The following is a 13,749-nucleotide window of genomic DNA, read 5'->3' as shown; positions in this document are numbered from 1 at the left end:
CCGATCAGGGGAGTTGGCGATGGGGACGTCCTGGGGGCGGGGTACGTGCGTGGCACTGGTGGTGGCGTGCGCCGCGCTGCTGTCGGGCTGTACGGAGGAGGTCCGCAGGACGGCCGCGCCCGGCCCGACCGTGACGGCGACCGCCGCGCCGCCGGACGCGGTCGCACTGGCCGAGCGCTACCGGGCCGCCGGCGGAGACCCGGACGTGTACGGCATCCAGCGGGAGTCCGGACCGGAGGGCGTGCCCCTGCTGATCGTCCGCACGCACAACGCGGACTCGGACGGCACGCTCTTCGACAGGCAGTCCGCCCGGATCACCTCCTACCTCTCGGCAGAGGAAGGGCTCTCGCTGGACAGGGGCTACCTGATGGACGTCTTCGGCCCTGACGGGGTCCTGCTGCACCGTCTGGACGCGCGGATCTAGTGCTGTGGCCGGAAAGGTTTGCCGGGTCGCGGCGTCCGGTGCGGTGCATCGCAAGGCGGAGGACCGCGGCTCGTACTGGACGTACTTGCGTGGTCCGACAACGCGGCGAGGTGCCGTGCCTGGGGGTACCTCCCAGCGGTAGCTGGGGGAGCGCCGCGACCCGGTGAACCTTTCCGGTCACAGCACTAGCGGGCGGCCTGACCGGCGAGGCGGGTCTCTTCGGCGGTGGCGGCCGTGAGGACGCTGTCCAGCAGCCCGGGGAAGAGGGACTGGAGCTCCTCGCGGCGCAGGGTGTTGAACTTGGTGGTGCCGCGGTAGGTCTGGCGTACGACACCGCTCTCGCGCAGGACGCGGAAGTGGTGGGTCGTCGTGGATTTGGTGACCGGCAGGTCGAAGTACGAGCAGGCCAGTTCCGCCGAGGAGCCGGCCAGGTCCCGGACGATGGACAGCCTGACCGGGTCGGAGAGGGCGTGCAGCACGCCCTCCAGGCGGATGGCGTCCGGATCGGGGTGGGCGAGGGCGCGGGCCGCGTCACGTTCCGTCATGTCCCTGCTCCACTCGCTCGGCTTGCTTCGGGTCCCCATCGTACGAGAGCCGTCGTAGGACGGCGGGGTGGTGCGGCCCGGGCCTGAGGGCGGCCCGGGCCGCACCGGGTCACCAGGACCGGTGGTACTGCTCGGGCGTACGGATCTCCGCGCCCAGTTCGGCGGCCGCGCGGCGGGCCCAGTACGGGTCGCGCAGCAGCTCGCGGCCCAGCAGGATCGCGTCGGCCTCGCCGTTGGCCAGGATCTTCTCGGCCTGCTCCGGATCGGTGATCAGGCCGACGGCGGCCACCGGCAGGCTGGTCTCGGCCTTGACCCGTGCGGCGAACGGCACCTGGTAGCCGGGGCCGACGGGGATCTTCGCGTGCGGGGCGAGCCCGCCGGTGGAGACGTCGAGCAGGTCCACCCCGTGCTCCTGGAGGAGCGAGGCCAGCCGGACCGTCTCGTCGGCCGTCCAGCCTTCCGCCTCCAGCCAGTCGGTGGCCGAGATCCGGAAGAAGAGCGGGAGCTCCTCGGGCCACACCGCCCGGACGGCGTCCACGACTTCGAGGGCCAGGCGGGTGCGGTTCTCGAAGGAGCCGCCGTACTCGTCGGTGCGCTTGTTGCTGTACGGGGACAGGAACTCCCCGATCAGGTAGCCGTGGGCGCCGTGGATCTCGACGACCTCGTAGCCCGCGGCGAGCGCGCGCTCGGCCGCGGCAGCGAACCGGCCCACGATCTCGCGGATCTCATCGGCCGTCAGCTCGTGGGGTACGGGGTACCCGTCGGCGAACGGTACGGCGCTCGGGGCGACCGGCTGCCAGCCGTGCGCCTCGGGCCCGACCGGGGCGCCGCCCTTCCAGGTCCGGTCGGTGGAGGCCTTGCGTCCGGCGTGGGCGATCTGGATGCCGGGGACCGCGCCCTGGGCCTTGATGAAGGAGGTGATCCGGCGCAGCGCCTCGACCTGGGTGTCGTTCCAGATGCCGAGGTCGTAGGGGGAGATCCGGCCGTCCGGGGAGACGGCGGTGGCCTCCTGGACGATCAGGCCGGTGCCGCCGACGGCCCGGGCGGCGTAGTGCGCGACGTGCCACTCGTTGGCCACGCCCGCGTTCGGGCCGAAGGCCTCGGCGCTGTACTGGCACATCGCGGCCATCCACACGCGGTTCGGGATCGTGACCGAGCGGAGGGTGTAGGGAGCGAACAGGGCGGCGAAAGCGGCGGGGGCAGCAGGGGCGGCACTCATCAGGGCTCTCCAGACATCACCGGGCGCGCCGGGGATCGGCGGCTAAGTACGAGAGACACCGTACTACGAAATCTCTCGTACTACGAGACCTCTCGTACAAGCGCGTCCAGCTCCGCGCGCAGGGCCCCCGCCAGGGCGGGCAGGTCCGGGACGGCGGACGCGTCGGCGACCAGGCCGAAGTGCACCGTCCCCTTGTAGGTCGAGACCGCGACGGCCAGGGACTGGCCTGCGGCCAGCGGGGCGAGCGGGTAGACCTCGCGGACCCGGCTCCCGCCCAGGGAGAAGGTGAGGCCCGGCAGCGGAACGCTGGTGACGAGGATGTCGAAGAGCAGCCGGGCGGCCTGCGCGACGAGCGGGCCGCCGAGGCGGTGGCCGAGCGGGTGGACGTGGTCGGCGAGGAGGGCGACGGCCCCGGCGCCGCGGGCGGGTCCGGCGTCCTTGTTGCGGTCCATGGCGACGCGGACGCGGGCCAGGCGGCGCAGCGGGTCGGGCTCGGCGAGCGGCAGGCGGAGCAGGTATCCGGAGAGCCGGTTTCCGGCGCCGGAGGTGCCCGCCGGGCCGCGGCGGCGGGACACGGGGATCAGGGCGCGCGGTCCGGCGCCGTGCGGCTCGGGGTCGCCCCGGTCGGCCAGCCAGCGCCGCAGCGCGCCCGCGACCAGGGCGATCAGTACGTCGTTGACGGTGCCCCCGGCGCCCTTGCGGACCAGGTTGACCTCGTCCAGGTCGAGGGCGAGGCCCGCGACCGTACGGGTTCCCCGGCCGGCGGCGTCGGCGGTGAGGGCCGCGGGCACACCGAGCGGCAGCCCGGCGCGGGCCACGGCGGCGCCGATCTCCAGGGCCTGGCCGACGTCCTGGACCCGGGCGGCGAGGACGCCGGGCAGGCGGCGCAGGGCGGAGCCGGCCCGCTGCTCGGGGACGGGGCGCCGCTCGGGGGCGGGCCGCTCCGGGGGCGTCCGAAGGGCCGGGCCCTCGTCGAACAGGGACGCGGCCAGCGCGAGGGCGCCCAGGCCGTCGGCGAGGGCGTGGTGGAACTTGAACAGCACCGCGAAGGAGTCGGGGTCGGGCCCGGCCAGCACGTGCGCCTCCCAGGGCGGCAGCTCCCGGTCGAGCGGCCGCGCCATGAGGGGGCCCGCGGCGGCGTGCGGGTCGACGGCGTCCGTGCGTACGAGGAACACGTGGCGCGCCGGATCGAAGTGCGGGTCCGGCGACCAGGCGGCCGCGCCGACGGGCAGCAGGACGTCGCGGATCCGGCGGCGCAGGCCCGGCACGGCGGCGCAGCGGGCGGTGAGCAGTTCGGCGGCGTGCTCGGCGGCGCCGGTTCCGGCGGCGGTGCCGGTTCCCGCGGCGGCGCCGGTGTCGGCGGCGGTGAAGACCGCGAGGGCGCCCAGGTGCATGGGGTGGGCGGCGGATTCGATCCGCCAGAAGGCGAGGTCGAGCGGGGACAGGTGCTCGGTGGCCACGTAGGTCCTCTCGCATGCGGCGGCAGTGGCCTGAAGTCAACACATTGCGAACATCCAGATGCAAGCAGTAGGCATTTCCAGCGGGTAAATGATCGGTATTGATCTGCAGCTCAGAGCCCCGCAGCGCCCGCCGGGCTGCTGTCAGTGGGTGGGTGCAGACTGGCCGAAAAGCCCGAGACACGTGGACGACGAAGTCCGGAGGTGCCGGCCATGGCCGACGTACTGCTGCTCGTGGGGACCCGCAAGGGATTGTTCATCGGCCGCCGACAAGCCGACGGCCCGTGGGAGTTCGACGGGCCCCACTTCAACGCCCAGGCCGTGTACGCGGCCGCCGTCGACCGGCGGGGCCCGGCACCCCGGCTGCTGGTCGGCGCGGACAGCCTGCACTGGGGACCGTCAGTCTTCAGCTCCGACGACCTCGGCGCGACCTGGCGGGAGCCGGCCGCGGCCGCGGTGAAGTTCCCCAAGGACACCGGTGCCTCGCTGGAGCGGGTCTGGCAGCTCCAGCCGGCCGGCCCGGAGGCCCCGGACGTGGTGTACGCGGGGACGGAGCCCGCGGCGCTGTTCCGCTCGGTGGACCGCGGCGAGTCCTTCGAGCTGGTCCGCCCGCTGTGGGAGCACCCGAGCCGCGCCAAGTGGGAGCCGGGCGGCGGCGGTGAGGGACTGCACACGGTGATCACCGATCCCCGCGACCCGGAGGCGGTGACCGTGGCCGTCTCCACCGCCGGGGTGTTCCGGACCAAGGACGGCGGCGCCAGCTGGACCCCGTCCAACGACGGGGTGTCGGCGGTGTTCCTGCCCGATCCGCACCCCGAGTTCGGCCAGTGCGTGCACAAGATCGCCCAGGACGCCGGGGACACGGACCGGCTGTACCTGCAGAACCACTGGGGCGTCTACCGCAGCGACGACGCGGGCACGCGGTGGACGGACATCGGCGGCGGACTGCCCTCCGACTTCGGCTTCGCGGTGGCCGCCCACCCCCACCGGCCGGACACCGCCTACGTCTTCCCGCTCAACGCCGACTCCGACCGGGTCCCGGCCGAGCACCGCTGCCGCGTCTTCCGCACCCGGGACGCGGGTGCCACGTGGGAACCGCTCTCGAAGGGGCTGCCCGCCGGGGACCACTACGGCACGGTCCTGCGGGACGCGCTGTGCACCGACGATGCGGACCCGGCGGGTGTCTACTTCGGCAACCGCAACGGCGAGCTCTACGCCAGCCACGACGACGGCGAGAGCTGGCAGCTGCTGGCCGAGCACCTGCCGGACGTCCTGTGTGTGCGGGCGGCGACGATCGGCCAGTAGAGTGATCCACCGTGGCAGCACGACCGTTGAACGAGATCGTCGAGCCGGGCTGGGCCCGGGCTCTGGAGCCGGTTGCGGGGCAGATCGCCGCGATGGGCGACTTCCTGCGCGCGGAGATCTCGGCGGGGAGGACCTACGTCCCCGCCGGGGCCAATGTCCTGCGCGCCTTCCAGCAACCCTTCGACGAGGTCAAGGTCCTCATCGTCGGCCAGGACCCCTACCCCACCCCCGGACACGCGGTCGGCCTGTCCTTCTCGGTGGCCCCCGAGGTACGGCCGGTGCCGCCCAGCCTCGACAACATCTTCCTGGAACTGCACCGGGACCTCGGCACGGGCCGCCCCGCGAACGGCGACCTCACCCCGTGGACCCGGCAGGGCGTGCTGCTGCTGAACCGATCGCTGACGACCGCGCCCCGCCGGTCGAACGCGCACCAGGGCAAGGGCTGGGAGGCCGTCACCGACCAGGCCATCCGGGCCCTCGCGGCGCGCGGCACACCGCTGGTCTCCATCCTCTGGGGCCGGGCGGCCCGCAATCTGCGGCCGCTGCTCGGCGACCTGCCGGTGGTGGAGTCCTCCCACCCCTCCCCCAAGTCCGCCGACTACGGGTTCTTCGGCTCCCGGCCCTTCAGCAGGACCAACGACCTGCTGGTGAGCCAGGGTGCACAGCCTGTGGACTGGCGCTTGCCGTCCGTCAGTTGAAGGTATCTCCAATTCACCGGATAAATACGGACAGATGCCACGCGATGAGGCCCTGCCCGAACACCCGGTTCCGATAAGCCAGTAGCATGCGGCGCCATGAGCTCCCCCACTGGGCCCGCAAATGGCCTGCCCGTACGAATGCCGCGACCCCGCCAGACCGGACGGCACCGCCGGCCCGAGCCCGCGGCGGCGCCCGAGGGCGCGCCCGCGCTGGTGCTCGCCGTGCCCGGTGCCCCCTCGGCCGCCTCGCGGGGGCTGGCGGAAGAGATCATCAGCATCGGCCGTTCCGAGCTGCCGGGCCTCGACGCCCGCATCGGCTTCCTCGACGGTGACGACCACTCCGAGTTCCCGTCCCTGTCGGGCGTGCTGACGGCCGTCGCGACCGAGCGTGCCGCGCGTGCGGAGTTCGCCCGCGCCGCCGGCCACGAGGTGCCCGCGCCGACCGGCCCCGACGCCGTGGTCGTGCCCCTGCTGGCCGGTCCGGACGGCGATCTGCTCCGCCGGGTCCGCCAGGCGCTGATGGACTCCTCGGCCGCCGCCGAGCTGGCCGACGTACTCGGCCCGCACCCGCTGCTCGCCGAGGGCCTGCACGTGCGGCTGTCGGAGGCGGGCCTGGCCCGCGCCGACCGCGCGCGGCTGTTCACCGTGACCACCACCGCCGACGGCATCGTGCTGGCCACCACCGGTGGCGAGGAGGCCGTGCAGGCCGCCGGGATCACCGGCATGCTGCTCGCCGCCCGGCTCGCCGTCCCCGTGAAGGCGGCCGCGCTGGACGAGGAGGGCTCGGTGGCCGCCGTCGCCGAGCAGCTGCGCCGCGAGGGCTCCACGCAGCTCGCGCTCGCCCCGTACCTGATCGGCCCGGAGGCCGCCGAGGGGCTGCTGGACACCGCGTGCAAGGAGGCCGACTGCGCCGCCTCCGAGGTGCTCGGCGCCTACGGGGCGCTCGGCAAGCTGGCCGTCGCGCAGTACTCCGCGGCGCTCGGGATCACCCAGGGCGCCTCTGCGCACTGACCGCACGTCGCACGTAAGAGGGCCCGCCCCCCCGAACTCCGGGGGGCGGGCCCTCTTACGTGCGTTGTGCGTACGCGCTCAGCAGAAGACCACGCAGGTCGCGGCGGGCACCGCCACCGAGCCGGCCTTGCGCGGGTGCCCGGTCTGCGGGTCCACGTCGAACCAGGACACGTCCCCCGAGTGCTCGTTGGCCGCGTAGAGCCTGCGCCCCGAGGGGTCGACGGCGAGATCGCGCGGCCAGCTGCCGCCGCAGGCCACGGTGCCGGTGAGCCGGGGCTTCTCGGCCCCTCCGGCGAGGGAGAGGGTGGCGATGGTGTCCGCCCCGCGGATCGCGGCCCAGACGAAGCGCCCGTCGGGTGAGGCGACGACCGCCGAGGGATAGGCCCGTGCGGCCCCTGAAGGGCCCTCCGAGGCGACCGGAACCTCTCCGACCGGTTCCAGCTGCCCGGAGGTCGGATCCCAGCGGCAGACGGTCAGCTGCGGCACCAGCTCGTGCAGGACGTAGACGACCGTGCCGTCCGGGTGGAAGGCGAGGTGGCGGGGGCCGGTCCCGGCCGACAGGGCGGTCTCGGCGTGCACCCGCAGTTCCCCGGTCGCCGCGTCCAGCGCGCAGACCCGTACGGAATCGGTGCCCAGGTCCACGCTGAGCACCCAGCGGCCGGTCGGGTCGGGCAGCACCTGATGGGCGTGCGACCGGTCCTGCCGCTCGGCATCGGTGCCGGATCCCTGGTGGGTGAGGACGGAGGCGGGACCGGCCGGGCTGCCGTCGGCGGCGAGGGGGAGGCTGCTGACGCTGCCGGAGGTGTAGTTGGCGGTGAGCAGCCGGCGCCCGGCCAGGCTGAGGTGGGTGGGACCGGAGCCGCCGACGCGCGCGGGTGCGCCGAGCGGGGAGAGGCCCTCGGCGGTGGGCTCGAAGGCGGCCACCGCCCCCTGTTCAGCCTCGCTCACCGCGTAGAGCACGCCGGTGTCGCGGGCGACGGCGAGGTACGAGGGATCGGGGAGGACGCCGGTCGCGGTGAGCGGGCTCAGCTCCCCCGTTGCCGGATCCACGGCCGCGGTGGTGATGCCGCGGCCGCCCCCCGAGGTGAACGAGCCGATGTAGGCCCGGTGTCCGCCGCTCTGGTCCGTACTGTCCGCGCCGCCCACGGGATGCCCTCTCCGCCGTTCCGGATCCGTTCGCTGCCGACCGTAACAGAAGGTCTAGACCAAGTCCCGCCCCTGGGCCCGTTCCTGCGCACCGGGATGGTGGACGTAGGCCGTGCTGCTCGGGCGGTCCTCGTACGTGCGGTGGAAGACCGGGGTCGCGGAGCCGGAGATCGGCGGCACGATCCAGGACCAGTCCGCCCCCACGTCGCGGCCCTTGCGCTCCTCCCGCGCCATGTGGGAGAGGAACCGGCGCGATTCGGTGTGGTGGTCGGCGATGGTGACTCCGGCACGGTCGAAGGAGTGCAGGACCGCCCGGTTGAGCTCGACGAGCGCACGGTCCTTCCAGAGCGAGCGGTCGCTGGTGGTGTCCAGGCCGAGCCGGCGGGCGACGGCGGGCAGGAGGTTGTAGCGGTCGGTGTCGGCGAGGTTGCGGGCGCCTATCTCGGTGCCCATGTACCAGCCGTTGAACGGGGCGGCCGGGTAGTGGATGCCGCCGATCTCCAGGCACATGTTGGAGATGGCGGGCACGGCGTGCCAGCGCAGGCCCCAGTCCGCCCAGCCGTCGCCGCCCCCGTCACCGTCGGGGTGCTCGATCGGCACCTCCCTCACGGCGTCCGCGGGGGTGTCGAACCAGCGGGGCTTGTCGTCGACCCCCTGGACCACCAGCGGGAGGAGGTCGAAGGGGGTGCCGGCGCCGCCGGGCCAGCCGAGCCGGAGCAGGGCCTCGGTGAGCGGGGCGTTGCGGGCGTCGCCGACGGTGACGGAGGGATGGTCCCCGTAGCCCGCGTAGCGGACGAGCTGCTCGCTCCAGATCAACGGACCCGGTCGCTCCGGGGTGTCGGGGGCGAAGACCGTGATCGTGGGCCGGACCCGGCCGCCGTTGGTCGCCTCGCGCAGGTGCTCGAAGCATTCGGCGGCGATGGTGTCGGCGTCGGTGAGCCCGCGGCGGTCACGGACCCGCAGGGAGTTCCAATACAGCCTGCCTATGCAGCGGTTGCTGTTGCGCCAGGCCACACGGGCCCCGTGGACCAGCTCCTCGGGGGTGTGCCGGTAGGTGCCGGTCTCCGCGAGCTCGGCCCGCACGGCGGCGAGCCGGGCACGCGGATCACCGGCGTCGGCGTGCTCCCTGTGGAAGAGTCGGATGAACTCCTCGGCCGCTTCCCACACCTGAGCGGTGGTGGAGCGCTGTTGAAGTATTTCCATTCCGGGCGGTTACCCCCTGTCCGACCAGATCCACCCTGTACATGCCGGATGAATGTGCAATGAACAATCACCCGTTGTACATGCCGCAGGTCAGCGGCGTACGGATGGCGCGCCCGGAACACTCCTCCGAGTGATCTTCGCGGATCGGACTGCGGGCCGCTGCCGGCAGGGCGTACGATCCGCCGCAGTCCGGGAGTTGGCCCCACCCGACTGTCCCCGTAGCGGGTCAGCGGCAGGGCCTGCTCATGAACAGCGCCTGCTCTCCGACGGCCGGCGTGCCGCCGTACAGGGTGGTGTCGAGGCCGCAGAGGGTGAAGCCCATGCGCCGATAGGCGTGCACGGCGGGGGCGTTGACGGAGCTGACCTCCAACCAGAGGTGCTCGGCGCCCCGTTCACGGGCGAACTCGGCCGCGTACTCCATCAGCGCACGGCCGATGCCGCGACCCCGGTGGTCCGGTGCGACCTCGATGTCCTCGATCGTGAGGCGTCGGTTCCAGGCGGCGTAGCCGGCGGCGACGAAGCCGCACAGCCGCCCGTCGTCCAGGGCCACGTAGGTGCGGGCGTCCCCGTCCGCGCCGGAGCCGCGGCCGAGCCCCTGCTCGTCGTGCTCCTCGGGCGGGAACTCCTTGTACACCGGTGGGTCCGCGGGGACCTCCCGGAGCGTGAAGCCGGCTCCGGAGGCGGCCACCTCGAAGACCGTGGCGGTGGTGAAGGAGCCGTCCAGGGCCTCGATGGCACCCGCGTCCTCGGGGCGGGCGAGGCGGTAGACGATGCCGTCGGCAGAGCCGTGTGCGGTGGTCATGAGAACCACGGTACGCAAAAAATCCCCCGGCCGAATTCGCTGCCGAGGGAAGAGAGAGCGTATATTGATTGGTTCATGACTTCGCCATAAACGAAGACGTGAACCAGCTTACGAGGACACTGTATCGCGGCAGGAGTGCAATTGTCAACCGAGGAATTCCGGAAAGAGCAGCAATTCGTCACGGACCTCTATCTGCGCCTCGACCACCTGCGTGACCAGGCCGAACACGCGCTCAAGGGGGCCCTGCGCCAGGTCGGGAACGGATTTCAGGAGCGCCTGGAGCGCGAAGTCCAGGTCGCCGAGCAGTCCGGCCTGCTCTCCGCGCTGAATGCGGGTGAGAACGGCCTGTGTTTCGGCCGTCTGGAGTTCTCCGACGGCCGTGACCACCACATCGGCCGGCTCGGAATCCGCGCGGACGACGCGGAGCGCACCCCCCTGGTCCTGGACTGGCGGGCGGACGTGGCCCGCCCCTTCTACCTGGCCACCGGCCACACCCCCATGGGGCTGCGCCGCCGCCGGCACATCAGCAGCCGTGGGCGGGTGGTCACCGCCCTGCACGACGAGATCCTGGACCTGACGGACACGGAGCGCACCGGGCACGAAGGCGCCGACGCGGACGCCGTGCTGCTCGCCGCGCTCGACGCCGCCCGGACCGGCCGGATGCACGACATCGTGCGGACCATCCAGGCGGAACAGGACCGCGTCATCCGCTCCCCGCACCGCGGCGTCCTGGTCGTCGAGGGCGGTCCGGGCACCGGAAAGACGGCGGTCGCGCTGCACCGCGCGGCGTACCTCCTCTACGCCCACCGGGAGCAGCTCGCCAAGCGCGGAGTCCTGATCGTCGGCCCGGGCCCGGCGTTCCTGGGCTACATCGGCGGGGTGCTGCCGGCGCTCGGCGAGACGGGGGTGCTGCTCGCGACCCCCGGCGAGCTGTTCCCCGGGGTCCACGCGACCGGAACCGACCGCCCCGGCGCCACCGCGGTGAAGGGCCGGGCGACGATGGCGGACGTCTTGGCCCGGGTCGTCGCCGACCGGCAGTGCCTGCCGGAGGCCACGCCCGCGGACAGCGGCGAGGAGTACGACACGGTCCCCGAGCCCGCGCTGGAGATCGACCACGACGACTACGGCACCCTGCTGCTGGACCGCACCATGGCGTACGAGGCGCGCGACCGGGCCCGGGCCACGGGGATGCCGCACAACCAGGCCCGGCCCGCCTTCGCCTTCCGGATCATCGACGCGCTCACGGCGCAGCTCGCCGACCGGCTGGGTGCCGATCCGTACGGCGGCCCGAACCTGCTCGGCTCGGACGACGTCGCCCAGTTGGGCAAGGAGATCGCGATGAGCCCGGCCGTGCACGCCGCGATCGACTCGCTGTGGCCCTCCCTGACCCCGCAGCAGCTGATCACCGACTTCCTGGCGGAGCCCACGCACCTGCCCGCGCGCGAGGCGGAGCTGATCCGGCGCGAGCCGTCGGCGCGCCCCGACTGGACCCCGGCCGACGTGCCCCTGCTGGACGAGGCCGCCGAGCTGCTCGGGGAGGACGACAGCGCCCGGCGCGCCGCCGAGGAGCGGGAGCGGCAGCAGGGCATCGCCTACGCCCAGGGGGTGCTGGACCTGTCGCAGGGCTCGGAGTCCTACGAGTTCGAGGACGAGGAGAACGAGTACCTCGCGGCGCACGACATCATCGACGCGGAGCGGATGGCCGAGCGGCACGAGGAGGCCGACCACCGCAGCGCGGCCGAGCGGGCCGCGGCCGACCGCACCTGGGCCTTCGGGCACGTCATCGTGGACGAGGCGCAGGAGCTGTCGGAGATGGCGTGGCGGCTGCTGATGCGGCGCTGCCCGACCCGGTCGATGACGCTGGTCGGCGATCCCGCGCAGACCGCCGACGAGGCGGGGTGCGGATCGTGGGAGCGGATCCTCGGGCGGTACGTGGGCGAGCGCTGGGAGCTGGTCCGGCTGGGGGTCAACTACCGTACGCCCGCCGAGATCATGGAGGTGGCGGCATCCGTGCTGCGGTCCCGCGATCCCGGCTTCGAACCGCCCAGCTCGGTGCGGTCCACCGGGGTGCTGCCGTGGGCGCGGGCGACCGGTGACCTGGCGGGGGCGGTCGGGGAGGCGGTGGAGCGGGAGCGGCCGGCCGAAGGGCGGCTCGCGGTGATCGCGCCGCGCGCGCTGCACGGGGCCCTGGCCGCCGTACTGCCGGGAGTACGGGCGGGTGCGGAGCCGGATCTGACCCGGGAGGTCGTCCTCCTGGATCCGCGTCAGGCCAAGGGGCTGGAGTTCGACACGGTGATCGTGGTGGAGCCGGCCGAGCTCCAGCCGAGCGACCTGTACGTGGCGCTGACCCGGGCCACCCAGGCCCTCGGGGTGGTGCACACCGAGGGCCTGCTGCCGGCGGGGCTGGGCCCGGAGGGTCTGCTCAGGCGCTGATGACGAGCGGGGCCCGCGGGTCGGTGCGCAGCGGGGCCGCGAGTGCGACGAGGGCGTGCTCGAGGCCGTGCAGGTGGGCGAGGGCCGGCTCCGCGGGGGCCGGGCGGGGCAGCACCGGGGGCTCGGGTTCCGGTGTGCTCCGCGGGGCGGTCAGGGCTTCCACGGCGGCCTCCACGCGCCAGCAGGCGGCGGCCAGCCGGGCGTCGTGCGAGGCCTGCGGGTCGGCGGCGACCGCCACCAGGCCGCGCACCTCCCGGGCGCAGTCGTCGAGCAGGGCCAGGACCTGCCGGGCCCGGGCCTTGCGGGCGCGCAGCGGGCTCAGCGGGTGGACGAGGGGCGCGAGCGCCATCCGTACGCGGCCCAGCAGCAGTTCCAGCTCGGCGGCGTGGGGGGCCGGGTCGGCGTCGGGGTTCCCGGCGAGCCGGTCGAGGGAGGCCGCGGTGGAGGCCCGTACGCAGTGCAGAGCGCGCTGGATCCAGGCGTCGTTGGCGCCGTGCGTGGTCACCGGGAGGATGATCACGACGGCGAGGGCGGCGCCGATCGCCCCGATCGCGGTCTCCTGGAAGCGCAGGACCAGCAGGCCGGGGTGGAGCACGCCGAGGAGTCCGTAGAGCAGCCCCGCCATGACGGTGACGAAGAACATCATCCAGGAGTACGAGGGGGCCGCGGTGTAGAAGATCCCGAAGACGCACACGGCGACGAGTACGGCGGTGGGCAGGGGCGCGCCGTGCAGGGGTACGGCGATCAGCAGCCCGGCGGCGATGCCGAGGACGGTGCCGAGGACCCGGCGGAAGCCGCGGACGAGGGTCTCGCCGCGGGAGGCGGTGTTGACGAAGATCCACCAGGCGGTGCCGACGGCCCAGTACCAGCGGTCCTCGGAGAGCGCCTGGCCGATGCCGAGCGCGAAGGCGCAGGCGGCGGTGGCCTGGAAGGCCTGGCGGGTGGTGGGCCGGGCGAGCCCCGTGCCCGGCAGCCCGGGCGGGGCGGCGGCGGGCGGGGTGCGCCGCTCGATGGGCCACAGGAGGAAGCGCACGGCCCCGGCGGCGAGGAGCGCCAGCCCGACGGCGGCGTAGAGCTCGGGCAGCTGCCCGGGCTGGGCGTGCAGGAACTGGGTGACGAAGAACATCATGAAGCCGAAGATCCCGAGGGCGTGCCCGCGCGGGCCGAAGCGGCGGGCGTAGACCCCGGCGAACACGACGGCGAGGAAGGCGGCGTCACGGGCGAGCGGCACCCCGTGCAGGGTGGTGGCCAGCGCCAGGACGGGGAAGCCGGCCAGTGGCAGCAGGGCGGTGGTGGCCCGCTGGGCGCGGACGGTCGCGTCGAGCACGGTGAAGAGGGCCAGCAGGGCCGCCAGGCCCCCGGTGATGGAGGCGGTCAGGGAGAGGCCGCACAGCTCGGCGAGGGCGACGGCGGCGCAGACGCCGACGACCGCGCGGGCCGAGTTCCTGAGTCTCATACGCCCCGGATCCGGAGCCACGAACATCCTCTTCACGGCGGTGTGCCGCC

General features: G+C 73.8%; 12 protein-coding genes. 5 read left to right on the top strand and 7 right to left on the bottom strand.

The genetic code is table 11. The features are described from left to right. The first annotated feature begins 19 nt into the window (after positions 1-19). Positions 20-424: a hypothetical protein gene (locus ACFWBN_RS24935; RefSeq protein ID WP_385179147.1), complete on the top strand. Its 405-nt coding sequence runs from the start codon at positions 20-22 to the stop codon at positions 422-424. A gap of 185 nt (positions 425-609) precedes the next feature. On the opposite strand, the gene ACFWBN_RS24930 is transcribed toward ACFWBN_RS24935, so the two are convergent. The 3 genes from ACFWBN_RS24930 to ACFWBN_RS24920 form a co-directional block, all read right to left on the bottom strand. Beyond that, positions 610-969 carry an ArsR/SmtB family transcription factor gene (locus ACFWBN_RS24930; protein ID WP_385179145.1) on the bottom strand — a complete coding sequence of 120 codons (360 nt, stop codon included), beginning with the start codon at positions 967-969 and terminating at the stop codon, positions 610-612. 109 nt (positions 970-1,078) lie between these two features. Beyond that, positions 1,079-2,188 carry an NADH:flavin oxidoreductase/NADH oxidase gene (locus ACFWBN_RS24925; protein WP_385179143.1) on the bottom strand — a complete coding sequence of 370 codons (1,110 nt, stop codon included), beginning with the start codon at positions 2,186-2,188 and terminating at the stop codon, positions 1,079-1,081. A gap of 80 nt (positions 2,189-2,268) precedes the next feature. Then, positions 2,269-3,648, bottom strand: a complete 1,380-nt coding sequence (locus tag ACFWBN_RS24920) for a wax ester/triacylglycerol synthase family O-acyltransferase (RefSeq protein ID WP_385179142.1) — start codon at positions 3,646-3,648, stop codon at positions 2,269-2,271. Positions 3,649-3,858: 210 nt separating this feature from the next. On the opposite strand from ACFWBN_RS24920, the gene ACFWBN_RS24915 reads away from it, so the two are divergent. The 3 genes from ACFWBN_RS24915 to ACFWBN_RS24905 all read left to right on the top strand — a co-directional run bounded on the left by ACFWBN_RS24915 (position 3,859) and on the right by ACFWBN_RS24905 (position 6,659). Continuing rightward, the gene (locus ACFWBN_RS24915) at positions 3,859-4,950 is read left to right on the top strand and encodes a WD40/YVTN/BNR-like repeat-containing protein (protein ID WP_385179141.1); all 1,092 of its coding nucleotides are present in this window, start codon (positions 3,859-3,861) and stop codon (positions 4,948-4,950) included. Positions 4,951-4,961: 11 nt separating this feature from the next. Next, the gene (locus ACFWBN_RS24910; protein WP_385179139.1) at positions 4,962-5,648 is read left to right on the top strand and encodes a uracil-DNA glycosylase; all 687 of its coding nucleotides are present in this window, start codon (positions 4,962-4,964) and stop codon (positions 5,646-5,648) included. A gap of 96 nt (positions 5,649-5,744) precedes the next feature. After that, complete coding sequence (locus ACFWBN_RS24905; protein WP_385179137.1) at positions 5,745-6,659, top strand: sirohydrochlorin chelatase; 915 nt, start codon at positions 5,745-5,747, stop codon at positions 6,657-6,659. Positions 6,660-6,737: 78 nt separating this feature from the next. Here ACFWBN_RS24905 and ACFWBN_RS24900 read toward each other — a convergent pair whose 3' ends face one another. The 3 genes from ACFWBN_RS24900 to ACFWBN_RS24890 form a co-directional block, all read right to left on the bottom strand. After that, positions 6,738-7,805: a lactonase family protein gene (locus ACFWBN_RS24900; RefSeq protein WP_385179135.1), complete on the bottom strand. Its 1,068-nt coding sequence runs from the start codon at positions 7,803-7,805 to the stop codon at positions 6,738-6,740. 54 nt (positions 7,806-7,859) lie between these two features. Beyond that, positions 7,860-9,008, bottom strand: a complete 1,149-nt coding sequence (locus tag ACFWBN_RS24895; protein ID WP_385179133.1) for a nitric oxide synthase oxygenase — start codon at positions 9,006-9,008, stop codon at positions 7,860-7,862. Positions 9,009-9,234: 226 nt separating this feature from the next. Beyond that, entirely contained in the window at positions 9,235-9,810 is a 576-nt protein-coding gene (locus ACFWBN_RS24890) for a GNAT family N-acetyltransferase (RefSeq protein WP_385179131.1), read from the bottom strand. A gap of 141 nt (positions 9,811-9,951) precedes the next feature. Here ACFWBN_RS24890 and ACFWBN_RS24885 point away from each other — a divergent pair, with 141 nt between their 5' ends. Beyond that, positions 9,952-12,243, top strand: coding sequence for a HelD family protein (locus ACFWBN_RS24885; RefSeq protein ID WP_385179129.1), 2,292 nt, complete (start codon positions 9,952-9,954; stop codon positions 12,241-12,243). Here the strand turns inward: ACFWBN_RS24885 and ACFWBN_RS24880 are convergent. Next, the gene (locus tag ACFWBN_RS24880; RefSeq protein ID WP_385179196.1) at positions 12,233-13,726 is read right to left on the bottom strand and encodes an FUSC family protein; all 1,494 of its coding nucleotides are present in this window, start codon (positions 13,724-13,726) and stop codon (positions 12,233-12,235) included. The two genes, ACFWBN_RS24885 and ACFWBN_RS24880, sit on opposite strands and share 11 nt — an antisense overlap. Between the last annotated feature and the right edge of the window lie 23 nt (positions 13,727-13,749).

Source organism: Streptomyces sp. NPDC059989 (assembly GCF_042736975.1).
In the GTDB taxonomy this organism is placed as follows: domain Bacteria; phylum Actinomycetota; class Actinomycetes; order Streptomycetales; family Streptomycetaceae; genus Streptomyces.
This window is presented reverse-complemented; position numbering and strand designations above follow the sequence as displayed.